Origin of the sequence: Streptomyces sp. NPDC014764 (genome assembly GCF_043082785.1) — a bacterium.
GTDB classification, from domain to species: Bacteria; Actinomycetota; Actinomycetes; order Streptomycetales; family Streptomycetaceae; genus Streptomyces; species Streptomyces althioticus.
In genome coordinates, this window is sequence record NZ_JBIBXY010000021.1 from 87,869 (window position 1) to 109,183 (window position 21,315).

Genomic DNA, 21,315 nt, shown 5'->3' on the forward strand with positions numbered 1-21,315 from the left:
CACACTCGAGAACCACTCGAGACACCCCATCCGCACGCCGCGCACCGCGTTTGACTATGTGTGGGGGCCATCACCAGGGAGGTTCTTGTTGCCCACGCAGATCACCGTCCGCTCGGTCTCGAAGTCGTACAACGGCCGTCTCGTCCTTGACGCGGTCTCCTGCACCCTGGCCGCGGGTGAACGCACCGGGATCATCGGGGAGAACGGTTCGGGCAAGTCCACGTTGCTCCGTCTGCTGGCCGGCGCCGAGCGGCCGGACAGTGGTGAGGTGACGGTGCGGGCGGACGGCGGCGTCGGCTACCTCCCCCAGGACGGCACCCTGCCCGCGCATCACACGGTCCAGCAGGCGGTGGACGAGGCGCTGAGCGACCTGCGCGCGATGCAGGCCCGCATGCGCGACCTCGAAGCCGCCATGGCCGGCAGCACAGGGGACAACGCCCAGGTGCTGGCCGAATACGGTGACCTGCTCACGGCGTTCGAACTGCGCGGCGGCTACGAGGCCGACGCCCGGGTGGAGCGCGCGCTGCACGGTCTGGGCCTGGCCCACCTGCCCCGTACCCGCGCGATCGGCGACCTCTCCGGAGGTGAGCAGGTCCGCCTGCGCCTGGCCGCACTCCTCGCCGCGTCTCCGGAGGTCCTGCTGCTGGACGAGCCGACCAACCACCTCGACGACCAGGCCCTGACCTGGCTCGAGGACCACCTGCGCACCCGCCCCGGCACCACGATCGCGGTCTCCCACGACCGCACCTTCCTGGACCGGGTCACCACCACGCTCCTGGAGGTGGACGCGGACCGTCGCACGGTCAGCCGCTACGGCAACGGCTACACCGGCTACCTCGCCGAGAAGGCCGCCGCCCGCCGCCGCTGGCAACAGGAGTACGCCCGCTGGGAATCAGACGTAGCAGCGCAACGGGAAGCGGCCGCGGTCACCGCCCGCCGCGTCGCCCCCGGCCGGGGGATGAAGGACGGCAACAAGATGGCCTACGACCGCGCCGCGGGCCGCGTCCAGCAGTCCGTGGCCGGCCGCATCCGCAACGCGGAAGAACGCCTGCGCCGCCTTCTCGCGGACCCGGTTCCGAAACCCCCGGAGCCCTTGCGCTTCACGCTTGCCTCACCCAAGGGCGGCAGCCTGCAGGGCACGGTCCTGGAAGCAACGGGCGTCACGGTGACCGGCCGCCTGGCCCCGACCGATGTGACGGTGAAGGCGGGGGAGCGCCTGCTGATCACGGGCCCGAACGGCACCGGCAAGAGCACCCTGCTGACGGTCCTGGCCGGCCGCCTCGCCCCCGACGCAGGCCGGGTCGCCCGGCGGGGCCGGATCGGTCATCTTCCGCAGGAGCCCGCGCCGGGCCGGGCGGGGGAGACGGTGCTGCAGGCCTTCGCCCGCGGCCTGCCCGGCCACCCGGACGAGCACACCGAAACCCTCCTCGCCCTGGGCCTGTTCACCGTCGACCGCCTCACCAGCCGGGTCACCGACCTGTCCACCGGCCAGCGCCAACGCCTGGCCCTGGCCCGCCTGCTGAGCCGCCCGAGCGACGTCCTCCTGCTGGACGAACCCACCAACCACCTCTCCCCGTCCCTCATCGAAGACCTCGAACAGGCCCTGGCCGACTACCCGGGCACGATCCTCCTGGTCTCCCACGACCGCCGCCTGCGCACCCACTGGACCGGCACCCACCTCCCCCTCACATCCCACTCACCGGCTGGTCCCCGGGGGAACGCGAACGGCGAACCGACCCCGGCCTGAGCGCCTCCGACACCTGCGCCAACGTCTACGACCCGGCGCCGGCGGACGACACCGGCTCCTTCGGGACCCGAGCGGCGACCAGGACGTGCACGGTCTGATCGAACGCGCGACGCCTCCGCCCGCCCGCTGACCGGCCGGGCCCCTGCCGCACCGGCAGGGGCCCGCTCGTCACGCGTCAGCCCGCCCGGACCCCCGCGACTCCCGCCTCCCGCCGCGGCAGTTCCAGCCGCTCGCCCTCGAACCGCGCCCGCAGCGAACGGTCGTGGGTGACCAGCACGATCGCCCCCGGGTATCCGGTCAGCGCCTCCTCCAGCTGTTCGACCAACGCCGGTGACAGGTGGTTCGTCGGCTCGTCGAGCAGCAGGAGATCGGCGGGTTCCGTGACCAGCCGGGCCAGATCCACCCGCCGGCGCTGCCCGTAGGACAGCTCGCCCATGCGTGAGCGCAGGTCCGCGGGGCGGAAGAGGCCGAGGGCGAGCAGGGCGTCGGCGTGTTCGTCGATGGAACCGACACGGCCCAGCCCGAACGCCTCGGCCACCGTCAGGCCGGGCGGCCACGGCGTCCCGTCCTGGCGCAGGTGCCCCACCCGGCCGGGCACCCGCACCGTGCCCTGGTCCGGCCGCAGTTCACCGGCGAGCACCCTCGCCAGCGTGGTCTTGCCCGCCCCGTTGGGACCGGTGACGAGAAGCCTGCCGCTGCGGCCGAGGGTGAGCGCATCCACCCGCAGACGGTCACCCACCCGCACGTCCGACAGGTGCACGGCGGGCAGGTCTCCCGGGACGGCCCCGGCGGCCCTGTCCGGGACGGCGCCCGGCACAGCCGTGCGGGGTGCGAAGGCCAGCGGCTCGGGCGGCGGCGCCACCGGGTCGGCGGTCAGCCGCTGGACCCGCTCACGGGCGTTGCGGATGCGGGCCATCGCGCCGTGCGCCCGGCCGCGGGCCCGGAAGCCGCCGTGGCCGAAGTTGGCCAGCGGCGCCTTGCGCGGGATGACGCCGAGGCGCGCGGCGTGTCCGGCGGCCAGCCGCTCGTTGCGGGCCAGCTCGGAGCGCCACTCCTCGTACTCCTGGACCCGGCGGCGCCGTTCGGCCGCCTTCGCGGTGCGGTAACCGTCGTAGCCGTCGCCGTAACGGGTGATCTTCCCCTCCTCGGCCTCCAGGACCGTGGTGGTCAGGCGCTCCAGGAAGACACGGTCGTGGGTGACCGCGAGCACCGTGCCGCGGTGCGCCCGCAGCTGCGCCTCCAGCCACTCGACCGCCCGGTCGTCGAGGTCGTTGGTCGGCTCGTCCAGGAGCAGCAGCTCCGGCCGGCCGGCCAGGACACCGGCGAGGGCGAGCCGGGAGCGCTCGCCGCCGGAGAGGGTGCCCAGCGGGCGTTCGCGGCGCAGCCCCGGCAGGCCGAGGTGGTGCAGCGCGATGTCCACCCGGTGGTCGGCGTCGTACCCCTCCCTGGCCTCGTAGCGGGCGAGGAGCGCCTCGTACGCGGCGAGCGCCGCCGGGTCGTCGCCGGCCGCCTCGAGCGCCCGCCCGGCACGGTGCAGCTCGGCCTCCAGGGCACGCAGGTCCGCGAGGGCCAGGTCGACGGCGTCCTGGACGGTGGCGGCCGGCGGCAGGGGGAGGGACTGGGGCAGATGTCCGACACCGCCGGCGGCGGCCACGGTCACCTCCCCGCTGTCGGGGCGCTCCCGGCCGGCGATCAGCCGCAGCAGCGTGGACTTGCCGGTGCCGTTGTCGCCGATCAGTCCGGCCTTCTCGCCGGGTTTGAGGGTGAAGGAGACGTCGTCCAGAACGGTACGGCCGGGGTAGCCCTTGGTGACGTGGGACAGGGCGAGTTGAGGTGTGTGCACGATGAGGTCCCTCCTGGCCGCACGGGTGGGACCCGGGCCGGATCGGGGCGGACGGCTGCGCGGCGAGGCGCGACGGCGGCGGAGCACAGCTCTACGCGGCCGGCGCCGGCAATCTCACAGGGAACCCATGTGCAGGACAGTACGCGAGGCCCGGCACCTTCGCAAGACGATACGTCTCGTTCCAGTGAGGCGGGGCCGGGCCCCGCTGCTCGCCGAGGTGGGCGCGCTCGGCCTGGACCTCGTGCTCGAGGCGCATACCTCTACCCGCCCGACACGACCGCCGCCCAGGCCGTCACCACCACCGCGTGAGCCGGCCGCGCGGGCGTACCCCGACTCCCGCGCGGCCGGCCGGACTTCACACCGCGAACCGATGCGTCCCCGAACCGACGCGGAACACCTGGCACCCGTCCTCGCGCCGCAGCAGCACCGCACCCGTGTGCTCGACCCGGTCCGTCGCCGACGCCGGGATCCACACCTGCGCGGTGGTGTTCACCGGCACCGAGCACGTCAGCTCGAAGCGGCCGCCCCGCCGCCGCCACCGGGTGGAGATCGGCCCCCGCACCGAGCTGAGCGTCGCCCGCGCCTCGTCGACGCCGCCGCCGGGACGCGGCCGGACGACGACCTCGCGGTAGCCCGGCCGGCCCGGCGCGATCCCCGCGATGTGCGCGTACATCCACTCACCCACCGAGCCGTAGGCGTAGTGGTTGAAGGAGTTCATGCCCGGATCCTGGAAGGTGCCGTCGGGCCGCAGCGAGTCCCACCGCTCCCACATCGTCGTCGCGCCGCGCTCGATCTGGTAACCCCAGCTCGGGAAGGTGCGCCGGGTGAGCAGCCGGTAGGCGACATCGGTGTGCCCGGTGTCGGTGAGTACGGGCAGCAGCCTCGGCGTGCCGAGGAACCCCGTCGACAGGTGCCAGTCGCGGGCCTCGACGAGCGCCACCAGCCGGCCGGCCGCCGCGTCCCGCAGGGCGTCGGGCACCAGCCCCATGGACAGCGCGAGGACGTACGCGGTCTGCGTGTCGCCCTTCACCCGCCCCGCGGCATCGACGTACGCCCGCCGGAAGGCGTCCCGCACCCGCCCGAACAGGTCCTCGTAGGGCGCGGGGTCCCGGCCCAGCTCGCCCGCCATCCGTGCGGCGAGATCCGCGACGTGCGCGAAGTAGGCGGTGGCGACGACGTCCTTGGGGGTCTCGTCGTCGACGTTCAGCCAGTCGCCGAAACCGTCCGCCGGCCGCAGCAGACCGTCGCTGTGCTGCTCCAGGTAACCCAGCCAGGCCACCACCGACGGCCACGCCTCCTGAAGCACCCGCACGTCCCCGTACGCCTGGTACAGCGCCCAGGGGACGGTGACACCCGCGTCACCCCAGCCCGCCGCCCCGTCACCGAGCCGCCCGACGTCGGGCGCCACGTGCGTGAAGGAGCCCTCCGCCGTCTGCGCGTCCCGCAGATCCGTCAGCCACTTCGTCAGGAAGCGCGCCGACTCCATCGTGTACGCGGCGGTCGGCGCGAACACGTTGATGTCGCCGGTCCAGCCCAGGCGTTCGTCCCGCGCGGGGGTGTCGGTCGGCACGGACAGGAAGTTTCCCCGCTGCCCCCACGTGATGTTGCTGTGCAGCTGGTTCAGCATCGGGGAGTCGGTGGCGAACGTGAGCGTCGCGGGCGCGTCGGTGTGCATCACCCGCCCGGTGACCGCCCGCGCGGTCGGCGTGCCGGGGAAGCCGGTGACCTCGACGTAGCGGAAGCCGTGGAAGGTGAAACGCGGCTCGTACGTCTCCAGGCCGCCGCCCTTCAGCACGTAGGTGTCGGTCGCCTTCGCGGTGCGGAGGTTCGCCGTGTAGAGCGTGCCGTCGGGGTTGAGGACCTCGGCGTGCCGCAGCCGCACCACGGTGCCCGCCCGGCCCCTCACCCGCAGCCGCACGGACCCGACCATGTTGCGGCCCAGGTCGAAGACGAACACCCCCGGCCTCGGCTCGCCGACACCCACCGGCGTCAGCTCCTCGCTCACCCGCACCGGGGCGTCGGCCTGCGCCACCACCCGCTCCGGCACCACCCCGTCCGCCTCGACCGCCCGCAGCCACCCCGCGTCGTCGAACCCCGGCGACGCCCACCCGGGAGTCTCCCTGCGGGCGTCGTACGTCTCACCGTCCAGCAAGTCCGCCGAGACGACCGGCCCCGACGAGACCGACCAGTCCGTGCCGGAGGTGACGCGCTGCACCGTCCCGTCGGCGTAGTCGACCTCCAGCTGCGCCAGCAGCGCCGGATGCCGGCCGTACTGGTGCGGGCCGAACATGCCGACGTTGCCCGCGAACCAGCCCGGCGCGAGATACACCCCGAGAGCGTTCCCGCCGCCCGAACGCACCAGCTCCGTGACGTCGTGCGTCTGGTACTGCACCCGCGTGCGGTAGTCCGTCCACCCGGGCGCGAGCTGGTCGCGCCCGACACGGACACCGTTGAGGTGCGCCTCGTAGAGCCCGAGCGCGGTGACGTACAGCCGCGCCCGCCGCACCCTCACCCGCCGCAGGGAGAACTCCCGGCGCAGCCGCGTCACCGCGTGCAGGGCAGGCGTGACCGTCCCCCACGGGCCCGACCCCCACGGCGCCGCCTCCCGCGCGGCAGCCCACCCCGAGTCGTCGAACCCGGCGCCGCGCCAGTCCCCGGCGGGCTCCCGGTCGGTGACCTTCCAGCCGGCGTCCGTCACGGTCCGCCGCTCGCCCGAGGCCGTCCGCACGACGAGGACGGCGAGGAGACCGGCCGGCCCCTCGGTGCCGTTGACGGCCTCGACCGCGATCACGTTGCTCCCGGAGACCACCTGGTCGAGGACGTCCACGACGGCGGGCCGCTGCCAGTCCTGGTTGTCCGTGGCCAGGTCGGTGCGGGCCACCTCGCGGCCGTTGAGGGACACGGAGTAGGCGTTGTCCGCGGTGATGACGAGGGTGGCCGAGGTGATCTCCTCCTCCCCGGGCAGGTCCACGGTGCGCCGGAACCAGCGGGTGGCGGCCGGCACGCTGCTCGCCGGGTCGCCCTCGGGGAACCAGATCCACCGACCGCCCTCGAAGGACGGCGCGTCGGTCAGCTCCGCGGGGGCACAGATCCACCGCGCGGCCCACTGCCCGGCGCCCATCAGGCCGGTCTCCCACCAGTCCGGCTCGCTCCACCCGGAGACCCGGCCCTGGCCGTCCCAGACCCGCACGGTCCAGAAGTACCGTGTCCTCGGCCGCAGTTCGGGCCCTTCGTACGGCACGAGGACCGACTCCTCGGAGGCCACCCGGCCGCTGTCCCAGACGTCGGGCCGCGTCAGCGCGGAGGTGCTGGTGGCCACCCGCAGCTGGTAGGCGCTCTGCCGCAGCCCCGGTTCGTCGGAGGCCATGGGCCAGCTGAACCGCGGACGCGGCTCGTCCAGGCCCAGCGGGTGCCGGGCGTACTCGACGGTGGGTGCGGTGATCTCCACGGGCGCGGCCCGCCCGCCGGCCCGGGCGGTGGTGGGGGAGGACCCGGGCACGGCCTGCGCCGGCCCGGCTCCGGCGGCCGTGGCGGCCACCACGGCCGCCGTGCTCGCCAGGACGTTTCTGCGACTGATCACGACGCCACCTCGCACGGTAGGAATTGAATCGTTTCACATGCGGTGAGCGTGGCCACCGTAGAGGCGCGGCCGGGTGGGGTCAATGAGAAGGACGCGGCGAAACGGGCGAGCGGGGCGAGTAAGCGCTTGCGGAGGCACGGGTGTTGACGGAAATGGCGCCCGCGCGGGTGTGCGGGGGAGGGGTCGGCGGCCGGGGCCCGGCGAGCGGCCGGGGCGAGCGCCGGTGAGGGTATTGAACGGTTTCAATCATCGTGCCGTAGCCGCGTCCGCAGTCCCGTCGGCGAATGCACCGCCCCCTGGCGGCCGCACCGACCCCTAGCGGCCGGCCGCTAGGCCGGCCGCCGGAGGGAGGCCACCGCGCGGGCAGCCAGGAAGAGGGGCGCTTCACAGACATCGAGCAGTCGGATTCGAACTGCAGCGGCCACAGGGCACGCCCCCTCACACCCCCGTACGCCCAGCTCCCGCGGCGCGCGCGGTTGATCCGGGGAGCCGGTCCCGGCGCGGGGCCGCCGGGACCGCACGGCGCCGGCTGCTCAGCCTCGGAGGGTCGCCACCGGGCTGTTGTAGGCCTGCGCGGTCAGCACCGGGGTCCTCGACGCGCACGCCTCCGCCGGCCAGGACAGACGGACGGTGCGGGACTCGCCGGGCAGCAGCCACAGGTAGTTGTCGCTGTACAGCGTCGGCAGCACCCGGCGGCCCTCTGCCTCCTCGAACAGGGACAGCCTGACCATCGCGGCCACCGCCGCTCCCGCGTTGTGGACCGTCGCCGTCAGGGCGTGGCGTTCCCCCGAACGCGAGACCTTGGTGGTCCCGCCGGTCAGCTTGACCTGCCTGGTCCTGTTCAGGTCGCGCAGGGACGCGGGGTCGCGGTAGCGCCAGTACGTGTTCCGCGACACCTCCCTGCCCCTGGCGTCCGTCAGCGTGAGCCGGAGGAGATGGAGGTCGGGAAGACCCTTCGTCCAGGCCGCGGTGAAGGCCTGGGCGGTGGCCGCCCGGGCGATGTCGAGCCGCGTCCGCCGGGCCGCGCCGAGCCGCCGGCCGGCAAGGTCGAACAGCTCGGCGGTGACGGTCGCGCCGCGCAGATCGCTCGAGGTGTGGTTCACGGCGACGACCTGCCACTTCACCGGGTCGGCCTGGACGTGCAGGGGTTCACACGCCGTGCGGGCCCCGTAGTAGGTGCCGTTGACGTCGAAGTCGTAGTCGTAGGTCTGCCAGACCGTGCTGTGCCAGGCGGGGTGGGACATCCACAGCATCAGTCCGGAGGCGTTGTCCCACAGGTTGGCGTTCCACGCCTCGAACATGGCACGCGTGTTCTCGTAGTTGACGAACTGCGCCTTGCGGGCGAAGTCGTCGAGGTCCCCGGCCTCCCCGAGGCGTGCTTCGACGGCCGCCTTGTAGTTCTGCGGTGCCTGGTTCCCGCGCTCGCTCCAGTCGTGGTGGTACCAGGCGCCCCCGATCGGCCACTCCGGTTCGTCGCCGGTCATGCTGCGGATGCTCGCGGCGGTGGAGACGACGGGCATGCCGATCTCGGTGTGGAAACCGAAGTCCTTGCTGCCGTACGTCATCGGGTCGAAGTACTTCTCCGGCTCCACCCAGCCGTAGGGGCCGCCGCCGGTGACGGTTCCTCCGGCCGAGTTGTTCTGGTAGAGCAGGCCGGGCGCCTGGTCCTGGACCGCCTCCCGCATGCCCTTGTCGACCGCGGCGGGAGGGTTGCCTTCGTTGGCGCCGCACCAGACGGCCACGCAGGGGTGGATCCGGTAGCGCAGCACGGTGTCGCGGGCGAGCGAGACGAAGGCGTCACGGTCCGGCGGGTCCATGCCCCAGGCGTTGGGGAAGTCGTTCCACACCAGGATGCCGTGGCGGTCGCAGGCGGCGAAGAACTCCTCACGGTCGCTGCTGCCGACCCAGTTGCGGATCATGGTGAAGTTCATGTCGCGGTGCATGCGCACGGCCGCGTCCATGCGCTCCGCCGGCATGCGGCGCAGCAGTTCGTCCCAGCCCCAGTTGCCGCCGCGGGCCAGCACCCGCACGCCGTTGACGCTGATCTTCAGCGGGTCGGGGGTGAGGGACACGGAGGTGACATCGGTCCAGTCGTCCCCGTCGTCGGACACCTGGACGAGGTAGGTCTTCGGGTGGGCGGTCTCCCACAGGACGGCGACGCGGTCGAAGGCGCGCGGGGAGCCCAGGTCGACCTGGATCCACTGGTGGTCCTCGTACACGGACGACCAGCGGGTGCTCGGATCACCGTCGGTGGCGTGGGAGGCGGGGTTGTCGTGCTCCTCGGTGGAGGCGGTGGCCGTCCGGCGCAGTGCGAGATCGGTGCCGGGGTCGTCGGTGTCGACGACGCTCAGGCTCCACAGGGAGTTCCCCCAGCTGGTGTTGCGCAGACCGCACTGCAGGCGGACATGGCGTGCGGTCGTCCGCTCGAAGTCCACGATCTGGAGACTGGCGTTGCCGCCTGTGAAGGGCAGCGGTACCGCCCCGTTGTCGACGGACGTCACGTCGGTCCAGTCCGAGTCGTCCGCCGACACCTGGACCACGAAGGTCTTGGCGTACGCCTGCTCCCAGGTGAGGTCGACCCGGTCGAAGGACTGGACCGAGCCCAGGTCGACGCGTATCCACTGGTCGTCCTCGAACTTCGAGGACCAGCGGGTGGTGTCGTCACCGTCGGTGGCGTTGGCGGGGCCGTGGTCGTCCTGGTCGGTGCTGGAGGCCTCGACGGCCGCGTGCAGGGCGAGGTCGATGCCGGGCCTGGCGCTGTCGCCGACGGAGAGGGACCACAGGGAGCTGCCCCAGGAGGTGGCCCGGGTCAGGCATCTGACGCGGACGTAGCGGGCCTGCCGCCGTTCGAACGTCACGGTCTGCGTGCAGGCGTCGCCGGACGCGGTGAACGGCAGCGGTACGTCGTACTCGTAGCCGAACTGGCGGATGCCGAACTTGGTGGTGCGACGGTCGCTCTCCCGGCCGTCGACGGACGCCGTCAGGGTCAGGTCGTGCAGGTGCGGTTCGCCCAGCCCGTTGGGCCACCACAGCTTGGGGTCACGCAGCTTCAACTGCGCGAACGCGTCGGGGGCGAAGACGACGTCGACGCTCCGGCCGGGCTCCACGGTGACGTTCCTGGAGACGCGTACCCCGTCGAAGGCGGCGGTGACCGTGGTCCGGAGCTCTGCGGTGCCGGCGTTACGGACCGGGACGACCACGGTCACCTCCGCCACCGACAGGTCCGGCAGCTTCGGCAGAGTGGTGTCGACGCGCGGGTCGCCGATGACGGCGTGCCCGGTCGACCGGAGCCGGACGTGGTTCCAGATGCCGGCCGAGCGGTCACGCACCGCGGGCATCCAGTCCCAGCCGGAGGAGGCGAGGTACGTCGGGGAGTTGAGGTTCATCTGCTGTGCGCCGGCGTCGACCCACGCCTCGCCCGCGGGGCCCTTGTCACCGGGGCTTCCGGGCACCGGCATGGGTGAGATCCGCACGGCGAGCGCGTTGTCGCCGTGCTCGGCCAGGTGACCGGTGACGTCGAGGGCGGCGCGGGCGAACGGGTGGGTCAGAGCGCCGACCTGGTTGCCGTTGAGCCAGACGTCGGCCTTGTGGTTGATGCCGTCGAACTCCAGCCACACGTGCCGGCCTGCTCCCGCGCGAAGACCTCGCGGCAGCGCGAAGTCCCGCTTGTACCACCAGGAGTGGCGCGACAGGGCCTCGGGGATGTGCAGGTTGTTCAGGCCCGCCACGGGGTCGGGCAGCTTGCCCTGCTCCACGAGGGAGCCGAGCACGGTGCCGGGGACAGTGGCGGGCAGCCAGTCGGCGGTGTCCACGGAGGTCGTCGACAGGCGGGCGCCGTCCGCGCCGGCCCAGTCGTCCAGGGTGAGCCGCCAGCCGGACTCCAGGGGGACGGTCCCGTCGTCGGCGACGGTCAGCTTGGGCGGCCTGCCCGGGCGGGTCCCCCAGTCGGTCCAGCCGGTCACCGCGGGGCGACGGCCCTCGGCGGTGCCGTACACCTCGAAGCCGTTGAGCCCCAGGGGCAGGGGGCTGGAACGTTTCCGGGACGTCAGGCGCACCCAGCGGGCGCGGGCGGGGCGCGTGAGCGGGATGTCCACCACGCCGCCGGTGCCCTGAGCGGTGCTGTACACCGCTGTCCAGGACTCGTTGTCGAGGGAGGTCTCCACCACGAAGACCAGGGAGTAGCTCGACTGGATCTCCTTGCCGGTGGTGCCGCTGTGCACATTGCCTTCGACGGGCGGCGTGTACACCGGGTCGGAGGCGTCGGCCTCGAAGGTGAGACGGATCCGCGTGACCTCGGCGGCCGCCTGGAGGTCGACGGCGATCCACTGCGGATCACCGCCCTCGGCACGCCATCCGCTGCCCTTGACGCCCGGGGACGTGAGGCGGTCGACGACGAACGACCCGGGCGTGGCGGCATAGGCGGTGGAGGAAGCCGTGACGGGGCGGTAGCGGGCCAGCTCACCGCCGGCCCGCGTGCCGGCGGGGGCGGCAGCGGCGGGTGACGCGGGCAGCGCGGCACCGAGGCCGAACCCCGCCAGCAGGACGGGGCCCGTGGTGACTACGGCCCGTCGCGACGGCAGGCGCGACGGACCCGATCGATCGGTCATGGTGTGTGACGTCCCCTCAGGAGCGCAGGGCGCGATGACCGGCTCCGCACGGTGAGGCGGACCCGGATGACAACGTTGCCAAAGGCTCGTCCGCCGGGTGCCGCCTGTCAACCCTCCGGACGGCTACGGTGCCGCCCGCGGCCACACCTGACCTGTGATCAGGTACCGACACCGATGCCAACAGCACAGTGTTCGCCAAGGCCGCGTCCGCGGTCTCAGTCGTCCAACGCGGCTAGTGATGGGCCCGCCCACCGAGGTGTCCGTCGGGACGAACGAGCATGACGGCCCGTCTCCCGCTGGTCTCCGAGAGTGCGGCCACCGCGGTATCCGCGCCCAAGCGTCCGCGGGTGATGTTCGCAAAGGCCGGCGCAACCGGGGCAGGGGCGGCAAGCGCCCACCGGTGACCGAGTTCCCCGTCCAGGCGGGTCGGGAGACGGAGCAGCGGAACCAGGGCACGGTCACGGACGGTGCGCATCACCATGTTGTCCGCGAGGGGCGGCCGCACAACACCGCTCGTCGAAGCCGTCACTTCGCGGGCCACTGGACGCCGTTCGCCTTCATAGGTGTTTCAACCCCGGCAAACCTCTGCCCTTGTCCTGCGCGCCCGTGCCGTCCGTCGCCGCCATGATGTTCGACCGGCTCGACCGGCTCGACCGGCTCGACCGGCTGACGGAGCTTTCACGCCTCATGAACCCTGCCGCCTTCCCGGGCGGAAACGCCGGGGGGCAAGGGCAGGGCGGGTGGTGGACCGCTGCAGTACGGCATCGGCATCGCCGGGCCCTGCGGGCGCCCACGTCCGGCGTCAGTGGGCTGTGTGATCCGTCGCCGGCGGCCGGGCGGTCCCGGCCTTGTCCGCGGCGTCGTCCTCCTTCATGGCTCTGGCCTCGCTCTTGAGGATGCGCATGGACTTGCCCAGCCCGCGGGCGGCCTCGGGCAGCTTCTTCGAACCGAAGAGCACGATCGCCACGATCACCACGATCAGCAGATGCCAGGGTTCCAGTCCGTTGCGGAGCATTCCACCCGCCCTTTCCGTTGCCGGGCAGCGGTACGGGCCGGGAACAGCCCGCCGTCCACCTGTATTGCAGTATTGCGCAACTATACAATAATGAGTTCCGGGCCGGCTTCATCCGTCGGCCGGGACGGACGGAATAAGCCGCATCGATGGCCCCCGCGGCACACCGGCATCGTCCGCCGGTCACGGGCCCGGGCCGGGGGTCCTGCGGTTGCTGCGCATCGGCCGTGCAGCGAGGCGTACGGCCGCTCCAGGACCGCCGGGTTCCTTCAACCGCCGGGTTCCTTCAGGGGGTGAAGAACCGGATTCACGTGTCGGAGTCCGGCTTGCCGGGGGCCGACGCGTAGGCCTGGGAGGGCGTCATGGGGACCCCGTCGAGACTGACCGTCTTGTACGGGCTGACCTTGGCGCAGTTCTTGGACCCGGCGGTAGAGGCGTGGGCGTTGGAGAGCGCGGCTTTCGTGTCCGCGGCTGCGGGTGGGGATGCGGCGCCGGAGAAGCTGGCGCCGCTGGTCCAGTCGCTTCCGATCACCAGGGTCAGGCCGGTGCTGCTGCCGTGCCTCAGGTGCGAGGAGGGCAGGCCCAGGGCCCTGGCGACGGTCTGCGCCTCGGCCTTCTGGTCGGTGCCGTAGGTGAGGGTGGTTGTGGTGGCAGGGCTGGGGGCGTTGGCCGTGGTGGTGCTCGAGCTGAAGCCCTGGTCGGTCAGGGCGGTGGCGATGGTGGCGGCGCGGCCGGTGATCCCGGTGCCGTTCTCGACCGTCACGGCGATCTGGGAGGTGGGTGGCGCCGAGGCCGGGGCGGTCGCGGAAGCCGCCGCGGACTTCTCGCCGGAGCCGGTGGTGAGGGGCCGGTCGTCGGCCATGGCCGCGAACAGACTCCTGGCGCCGGTACCGACCACCACCCGGTTGCTGTCGTTCGGGTCGGGAGTGGTCTGCATCGTCGTGAAGGTCATCCGCTCGGCGGGGACCTTGTTCAGGTCGGCGGCGAGCGCGATCAGCTTCTTGACGCTGCCGAGGCCGTCGTCCACGGTGAGCGCCTTGGTGGCGGCGTCGGCGAGCCTGTAGACGGCGGCGGGGTCGGTCAGGGTTCCCGCGCTCTTGAAGTTGCGGATCATCGCGCTGAGGAAGATGTGCTGTGAGACGGTCCGGCCCAGGTCGCTGCCGTCGCCGAAGCCGTGCCGGGAGCGGACGAACTGCAGCGCCGCTTCGCCCTTGAGGGTGTGGGTGCCTCTGGACAGTTTCAGGTGCGAGTAGGTGTCGTAGACGTCGTCGCTGACGCAGACGGAAACCCCGCCGACCGCGTCGGACATGTCGACGACGCCGGCGAAGTCGAGCTTGATGAAATGGTCGATGGGGATGCCCGTGAGCTGGTGGACGGCGGCCACCTGGCAGGCCGGGCCGTACTGCAGGGCGCTGTTGATCTGGCCGTAGTAGCCGGCCGTGGACGTGCCCTTTGCGGTGTCCGTGCAGGCCGGAACCTGAGTCATGGTGTCGCGGGGAATGCTCATGACGGTGGCGTTGGAGCGGTCGGCGGATATGTGCACCACCATCTCCACGTCCGCGTTCCCGTAGCCGTTCTGGACTCCGGTCCTCGCGCAGCCGCCGCCGAGCTTGCAGTCCGCCGTGCTGCTACGGGCGTCCGAGCCCATGACCAGGATGTTGATGGGAGTGCGTCCGGACGCGTCGGCCTTCTCGCTGCCGCCCTTGCCGTCGAGCGCGACACTGTTGATGTTGCCGTTGAGGTGCTGGTAGAACCACCAGCCGGCCCCGGCCGTGCCCAGCAACAGGACGGCCAGGCAGATCCCGGTGAGCCGCAGCACCCGCCTGCCGCGGCGCACCGGCCGGGCACGGCGCGACCGTCTGCCTCCACGCGGACGGGTGGCTGCCCGCGCCGCGGCCCGTCCGCCGCCGGGCCCGAGTGCTCCGCCGAACTCGAGTGCTCCGTCGGACTCGAGTGCTCCGTCGGACTCGGCCGTGCGCTGTCCGGACACCCGGACGGTCCGGCTGTGTGTGGCCTGGCCGGCCGGGCCGTCCCACGAGTCGCTCATTCCCACTCCCCTGAATGGCCGGGCCCGTCAGGCCGCACCGCCGGGTCAGCGGCCCGGCGTGCGCGACGTGCTCGGTCGGACGAAGCGCGGCCGTCCCTCGCTTGCCTGGTTGCGCAATCTAACAAATGCGTGTTGCGGGCGGCACGGAGCCGGTCCCGCTTCACAGGTGAGGAATCTCATGGATCTCCCCAGAAAGGGGTGGATCGCGGGCGGAACAGCAGGATGGACCGCCCAGCATGCCTCGCCCGCGACACGGCACCCCGGCCATGACCGATCCCGCCTCACCAACGCGAGAAGACCTCAAAGCCTTCGCCGGGCCGCCCCGTGACTCGGGCGCCCGGCACCCCCCCGGCCCGCAGGAGGAGAAGCTCTCAGCAGGCAGGACCATGGCGGGAAGACCAGCGCCGGCCTCGTGGTGCGACACCCTCCGGCCGGCCCCGCTGCGCCGGTCGGGGATGTCCGGGGACGACTGGGCCGGGACCTAGACTGTGACGTCCGAACGTCCAGACAGGGCGGCTGGCAGGATGGGAGACGACCGTGGCGAAGGGTGCCGGTGGCTTCGGGGACCCTCCTGCTGAGGTGCTGGCGGAGGCGGCCGCGGCCTTCGGGCTCCTCGCCTCGCCCTCGCGGCTGCACATCGTGTGGGCGCTGGCGCAGGGCGAGAGCGATGTCACGGGACTCGCGGCACGAGTGGGCGGCGCGCTGCCGGCGGTGAGTCAGCATCTGACCAAGCTGAAGCTGGCGGGTCTGGTGCGTTCGAGACGTGAGGGACGGCGGCAGGTCTACTTCGTCGACGACCCCGATGTGGTCACCGTGGTGCGGCTGATGGTCGACCAACTCACCGCCCGTGCCGACCGGCCCTCGGCACCGCGATCCCGTGCCTTCGGTGCCTGAGACTGCTCCCCAGCCCCCTGTGACCTCGGACACCCTGGGCCTGCCGGCAGCGAGCAGCGCAGCGGCGCCCGGCGCCCTCACCTCGCTGCAGGTGCTGCGGCAGCTGGACAGCGGACCGCGCGGCCTTGCAGAGGCGGAAGCCGAGCGCCGGCTGGCCCGGTACGGAGAGAACGTACTGCCCGCCTGGCGGCCCGTCTCCCGGCCTCGGCGTTTTCTGCGCAGCCTGCGCGACCCGTTCACCGCAGTGCTGCTCTTCCTCGGCCTGGTGTCGGTGTCCGTCGGCGCCTGGGGCTCGGGGAGCGTGATCCTCTCCCTGGTGGCGGTCAGCTGCCTGCTGCGCTCGTCAGGAGAACACCGGGCCGACCGTTCCGCGGCCGCGCTGCGTGAGCTGGTGACCACCACCGCGACCGTGCTGCGCCGCCCTGAGGCCCACGGGCCGCCGGTGACCCGGGACATCCCGGTCGGTGAACTGGTGCCGGGCGACGTCATCCGGCTGGGGCCCGGAGATGTGGTGCCGGCCGATGTGCGGCTGCTGCGGGCGAGCGGCCTGCGCGTGCATCAGGCCGCTGTCACCGGCGAGTCGGCGCCGGTCTCCAAGTACCCCCTCGACAGCCCTGATGCCACGGACCTCGGGACGTTCGCCCAGCCGCACATGTGTTACCAGGGCAGCAGCGTGGCGTACGGCAGCGCGACCGCCGTGGTCGTCGCCACCGGGGCCCGCACACGACTCGCCTCCGCCTACGGCAGGATCGAACGGCGCCGGGAAAGCGCCTTCGACAAGGCGGTCCACGGCATCTCCTGGACCCTGATCCGGTTCATGCTGCTGACCCCGCCCCTCGTACTGATGGCCGGAGCCGCGCTGCACGGACGAGGTCTGGAGACGCTTCCCTTCGCTGTCGCGGTGGCGGTCGGCCTGACCCCCGAGATGCTGCCCGTCGTGGTGACGACCGCGCTGGCCCGGGGAGCATCCCGCCTCGCCGACGCCCACAAGGTGATCGTCAAACGGCTGCCCGCTCTGCACGACCTCGGTGCTGTCGACGTCCTGTGCCTGGACAAGACCGGCACCCTCACCCAGGACCGGCCCGTTGTCGTGCACGCCCTGAACGCACACGGACACGACGACCCCGAGGTGCTGCACTGGGCCGCCGTCAACGCCTGGTGGACCCTTCAGCTCGCCGATCTGCCGACCCCCGACGCCCTCGACGAAGCGATCCTGAGCCAGGCCGACGACGACGAACTTCTCGCCTACGACGGCGTCGCCGCGCTGCCCTTCGACCCGGTACGCCGCCTGGCCACCGCCGTCGTACGCCACCCCGGCCGCCTCGGCACGCACACACTGGTCGTCAAGGGCTCCGTGGAGAACGTACTCGAGCGGTGCGCGCTGGACGACACCGACCGGCAACGCCTGCTCGCCCTGGCCGCACGCGAGGCGGACACGGGGGCCCGGCTGCTCGCCGTGGCCCTCGCCGGGCGTCCCGCACGGCGCCGGGACTACACCCCGGCCGACGAACGCGGTCTCACCTTCCGCGGGTTCGTCGTCCTGAGCGACGCCCTCGCCCCCACCGCGGCCGGAGCCCTCGATGACCTCGCCTGCCGCGGCGTCGCCGTCAAGATCCTCACCGGCGACCATCCCGGGGCCGCCGCGCGTGTCTGCCGCGACCTCGGCGTCGAACCGGGCGAGGTGCTCACGGCCGACCACATCGACCGGCTCACCGACACCGAACTCGCCGAGGCTGCCCGACGCACCACCGTCTTCGCGCGCTGCGCCCCCGAACACAAGGCCCGCATCGTCACCACCCTCCGCGCCGACGGGCACACCACCGGCTTCCTCGGCGACGGCGCCAACGACCTGCCCGCCATGCACGCTGCCGACGTCGGCATCTGCCCGCAGGGAGCCGTCGACGTCGTCCGGGAGACAGCGGATGTCGTACTCGCCGAGAAGGACCTCGCCGCGATCGACCACGCGATCACCGCCGGCCGGCACAGCAGCGCCAACATCGCCACCTACCTGCGCATCACCCTGTCCTCGAACCTCGGCAACGTCATCGCCATGCTCGCCGCGGCCCTCCTGCTGCCCTTCCTGCCGATGCTCCCGGCGCAGGTCCTGGTGCAGAACCTGTGCTTCGACGCCGCCCAGCTCGCTTTCGCCCACGAACGGCCCGCCCCGGCCGCACTACGACGCCCCACCCGGCTGCGGCCTCATGGTTTCCTGCGTTTCATCACCGGCTTCGGGCTGCTCAACGCCATTGCCGACCTGTCCACGTTCGCCGTGCTCATCCTCACCACGACGACCGGGGCCGAGGGACAGGACGCGTTCCACGCCGGATGGTTCACCGAGAACCTCCTGACCCAGGCCCTGGTGATGCTGCTCCTGCGCAGCGCCCGCCGCTCAGCCGGACGCCGAGCTCCCGACCCGGTCCGGTACGCGGCCGCCGCACTGGCACTGACCGGCATCGTGCTGCCGCTGTCGCCGATCGGACCGATCCTCGCGATGGCCCCCCTGCCACCTGCGTACTACGTGCTGCTCGCCATCATCCTGACGCTCTACGCGGCCACCCTCGCGGTAGCCGCATCGCGCTACGACCGCCACCACAGCGACAGCGCACGGCCATGAGGCGCCGAGCCCGGCCGATCCCGCTTGCAGCATGCGTCCAAGGCGCCGACGGCCATGGCTCCTCCGCGGACCGCCGGCGCGTACCGCAGGCCCCCGGGCCGTCGCACCATCCATGCCCTTGAAAGGAGACCCCACCGCGGACGAGTCGTCCCCGGGAGACTGACACCACACTGCGGCCGTGGGCGTTCCGGCGCGGCCGGTTACGTCGTGTCCGGGTCGACCGGCGGGCGTCCACCCACTGGCCTTTCCTGGTGGACCCTGGGCAGGCTCACCGGATCGGACGAGACTCCCGGGCCGCGGCCGAGCCCCTGTACTGCGTCCGCAACCTCTGTCATCTCCGGCCTCAGGTCGAAGGCGTTGCGGATTTCGTCGATCTCCAAACCGCCGTTGTCCTGCAGCTGTTTGCGGAGGAACGCCTTGGGGCGGAGGTCCTCGAACTCGAAGTCCTGGAAGTCCGGACCCAGTTCGGAGCGGAGGTCCTGCTGCGCGGTCTCGGAGAACTCCCGGATCCTGTGAAGGAGGTCTGCCGCGCTCCGGACGACCTGCGGGAGCTTGTCCGGGCCGAAGAGGAGTACGGCGAGGATCGCGAGGGTGATCAGTTCGAGCATGCCCACGTCGGAGAACACCGTGCTACTCCCTGGCTCGTCGTGGAATGGAGTGGGCCCGCCGGGTGGCTCGGCGAGCGTCGGCCGTCACGCCGCACCCTCCGGCCCTACTTTATCCTGTGCGCAACTGTTGAATCGTCGGAGAGTGCTTCCTCACGCCGATGCAGCCGATGCAGCTGAAACGGGCTGGTCCGGCTCGAGCAGCGGTCTTCCTCCTGCACAGCTGCGACGCCTGCAGGGCGGGTGCTCACCGGTGCAGCCCTCCTGCTGACCGGGCAAGCCCGGCAAGCAGTCGAGCACGATCCTCATGCCGGTGAGCTCGGAGTCGGGATCCTCCGGCGGTGGGCGCTGCGACCGCTGCTCCGACGGCTGCCGCGCCGCCTGCAGAACTGGTCGAATGGCGTGCTTGCGGCCCCGTGGGCCGGCACCCAAGGCGCGAATGCCCGCCCGGGGTGACGAAGACTCGTTCCTCCAGCCCAGGAAGCCGCTACGCGGCCGGACCGTCCGTGGCCGGGGACGGAACCGCTTCTGTCGTGGGCGAGGGGACATGCCCGCTGGACAAGCGCGCCTTTCGCCATGGCAGAAGCAGCGCGCTCGCCATGCACAGCAGGCCGGCGATGAGCAGGGCGCCGCGTACGCCTGCGACGGCCGCGACGAGGCCACCGGTGATCACGAAGGCGGCCTGGCATGTCTTCGCGCCCACCGACCAGGAGGTGCCGACGCGGGACATGAAGGCGTCGGGTGTGGCCGCCATGCGGTAGGTGGTGAACGACGGGTTGAAGACCCCGGCGGAGAGGAGCAGGCCGAAGTCGGCGGCCACGATGAGACACAGGCCGAGGGCGCCGGAGGGCGTCAGCGGCAGCAGGATCGTCCACAGCGTGCGCGCGACACCGGACACCAGCAGAACGCGACGCTGCCCGAATCGCCGGGTGAGGAGCGGGGCCAGGCGCGAGCCCAGCACACCGCCCAGGCACGGAAGTCCCAGAGCGAGTCCGTACTGCCACGGCGCCAGACCGAGGTCATCCAGCATGAGGACGGCCATCAGCGGGGAGGCCATCATGACGGATCCGCCGAAGAGCAGCGCGTTGAAGAAGAGCGGCCGTAGTCCCGGGTGGCGCAGGAGGTGCTGCCAGCCGGCCGCGATGTCCCGGCCCAGGTGAGCGGTGGCGGCGCGTGCCGGTGGCGCGGATTCGGGCTGCCGGATGCGACGGATGCCCACAGCCGATCCGAGGAAGGACAGCGCGTCGACCACCATCGTGGCCGCCGCGCCCAGTGCTCCGATCAGGAGCCCGCCGACGGGCGGGCCGGCACTGACGCTGATCCAGTTGGTCGTCTCGAACAGGCTGTTGGCACGAAGGCGGTGCTCGGGCAGGACGAGTGCTTTCAGATGTGCTCCACCGGCCGCGTCGAACGCGACCGACGCGGCCGTCTGGAGAACGCCGACGACACACAGCTGGGTGAAGGTGAGCCTGTCGAAGGCCATGGCGACGGGAATGCTGGCCAGCAGCACGCAGCGGGCCAGATCGGCGGTGATCATGACCGGCCGTTTGTACTGGTGCTCGATGCGCGCCCCGAGGGGCAGAGCGATCAGCGCGCTGGCCACCGCAGACAACGCCGCGAGCACCGAGACCTGGAACGCCGAGGAATCCAATACCAGAAGGGCGATCAGCGGCAACGCACCCATGCCCACGGCACTGCCCGCCGCGCTGACCGCGTAGGCGCCCCACAGCCGCCGGAAGTCCTGCCCGAGCGTGCTCCGCCGTACCAACCGAACCTCCCGCGCGCGAAGGCGCTCAGCGTAGTCAGCCGGACCAACGGCCACCTCGTGATCAAGCCATCGCAGCCGGTTACCGAGGTTGAACTCGTGGTGTCGTAGGGGCTGATGGCTCGTCGTCCGTGCGGTATCACCGGAGCCTGCGATATCCACAGGGAGGCGGGCTGACTGCCGAACGGCAGCAGTTCCGCGAGGAGTTACGGCTCGAGGCGGCCGAGCGGCTCGCCCAGGGCGAGGCGAGCTCGGTCATCGCCAAGGCCCTACGCGTCACGTCCGCTCGGTGCAACGGTGGCGGCAGACCAATGACGGCATGCCCACGGCCGCAGCCACCTGGCCCAGGGATTCGCACCACAGCCCCGTTCGGAGACCTGGCTCCCCCGTGCCAGCCAGAAGACCCGTGCATGAGGTGATGCTGTTCGGCCGGCGGTTGTTCCGGCAGAGTGCAGCGCAGTCAGGTGCAGCGCAGTCCGATCACCGGACGCCCAGGACACGGAACAGGAATAGCTGCCGGGGACGGTGAAGTTGATTCGAGCATGTGGAGCAGCGAGCACCTCGACCTCGACGCCTACCTGACCCACCTTGGGTACGAGGG

General features: G+C 72.1%; 10 protein-coding genes. 3 read left to right on the forward strand and 7 right to left on the reverse strand.

The annotated features are described in order from the left end of the window. The first annotated feature begins 85 nt into the window (after positions 1 to 85). Positions 86 to 1,747: a ribosomal protection-like ABC-F family protein gene (abc-f, locus tag ACF1AG_RS30945; RefSeq protein ID WP_387798354.1), complete on the forward strand. Its 1,662-nt coding sequence runs from the start codon at positions 86 to 88 to the stop codon at positions 1,745 to 1,747. Positions 1,748 to 1,922: 175 nt separating this feature from the next. Here the strand turns inward: abc-f and ACF1AG_RS30950 are convergent, their stop codons facing one another. From ACF1AG_RS30950 to ACF1AG_RS30970, 5 genes are all read right to left on the reverse strand, one after another. After that, positions 1,923 to 3,590: a TlrC/CarA/OleB/SrmB family ABC-F type ribosomal protection protein gene (locus tag ACF1AG_RS30950; RefSeq protein ID WP_359601224.1), complete on the reverse strand. Its 1,668-nt coding sequence runs from the start codon at positions 3,588 to 3,590 to the stop codon at positions 1,923 to 1,925. A 355-nt stretch (positions 3,591 to 3,945) separates the two neighbouring features. Next, on the reverse strand, positions 3,946 to 7,170 hold the full coding sequence (locus ACF1AG_RS30955; protein ID WP_359601223.1) for an alpha-L-rhamnosidase: 3,225 nt from the start codon (positions 7,168 to 7,170) through the stop codon (positions 3,946 to 3,948). A gap of 533 nt (positions 7,171 to 7,703) precedes the next feature. After that, positions 7,704 to 11,777 carry a discoidin domain-containing protein gene (locus ACF1AG_RS30960; protein WP_359601222.1) on the reverse strand — a complete coding sequence of 1,358 codons (4,074 nt, stop codon included), beginning with the start codon at positions 11,775 to 11,777 and terminating at the stop codon, positions 7,704 to 7,706. Between the two features lie 802 nt (positions 11,778 to 12,579). Beyond that, positions 12,580 to 12,792, reverse strand: a complete 213-nt coding sequence (tatA, locus tag ACF1AG_RS30965; RefSeq protein WP_359601221.1) for a Sec-independent protein translocase subunit TatA — start codon at positions 12,790 to 12,792, stop codon at positions 12,580 to 12,582. A gap of 304 nt (positions 12,793 to 13,096) precedes the next feature. After that, positions 13,097 to 14,836, reverse strand: coding sequence for an LCP family protein (locus ACF1AG_RS30970; protein ID WP_359601220.1), 1,740 nt, complete (start codon positions 14,834 to 14,836; stop codon positions 13,097 to 13,099). Between the two features lie 537 nt (positions 14,837 to 15,373). On the opposite strand from ACF1AG_RS30970, the gene ACF1AG_RS30975 reads away from it, so the two are divergent. Both ACF1AG_RS30975 and mgtA read left to right on the forward strand, forming a co-directional pair. Next, positions 15,374 to 15,730, forward strand: a complete 357-nt coding sequence (locus ACF1AG_RS30975; protein ID WP_359601219.1) for a metalloregulator ArsR/SmtB family transcription factor — start codon at positions 15,374 to 15,376, stop codon at positions 15,728 to 15,730. Then, the gene (gene mgtA, locus ACF1AG_RS30980) at positions 15,684 to 18,344 is read left to right on the forward strand and encodes a magnesium-translocating P-type ATPase (protein WP_387798346.1); all 2,661 of its coding nucleotides are present in this window, start codon (positions 15,684 to 15,686) and stop codon (positions 18,342 to 18,344) included. The genes ACF1AG_RS30975 and mgtA overlap by 47 nt, the downstream gene beginning before the upstream one ends. 200 nt (positions 18,345 to 18,544) lie before the next feature. Here mgtA and ACF1AG_RS30985 read toward each other — a convergent pair whose 3' ends face one another. Both ACF1AG_RS30985 and ACF1AG_RS30990 read right to left on the reverse strand, forming a co-directional pair. Further along, on the reverse strand, positions 18,545 to 18,970 hold the full coding sequence (locus ACF1AG_RS30985) for a Sec-independent protein translocase subunit TatB (RefSeq protein WP_359601217.1): 426 nt from the start codon (positions 18,968 to 18,970) through the stop codon (positions 18,545 to 18,547). Positions 18,971 to 19,436: 466 nt separating this feature from the next. Then, positions 19,437 to 20,717: an MFS transporter gene (locus tag ACF1AG_RS30990; RefSeq protein WP_387798420.1), complete on the reverse strand. Its 1,281-nt coding sequence runs from the start codon at positions 20,715 to 20,717 to the stop codon at positions 19,437 to 19,439. Positions 20,718 to 21,315 lie beyond the last annotated feature (598 nt).

Excerpts from the sequence above, each read along its gene's own strand:
- ACF1AG_RS30960 (WP_359601222.1), bottom strand. The coding sequence starts at position 11,777 with ATGACCGATCGATCGGGTCCGTCGCGCCTGCCGTCGCGACGGGCCGTA.
- tatA (WP_359601221.1), bottom strand. The coding sequence starts at position 12,792 with ATGCTCCGCAACGGACTGGAACCCTGGCATCTGCTGATCGTGGTGATC.
- ACF1AG_RS30970 (WP_359601220.1), bottom strand. The coding sequence starts at position 14,836 with ATGAGCGACTCGTGGGACGGCCCGGCCGGCCAGGCCACACACAGCCGG.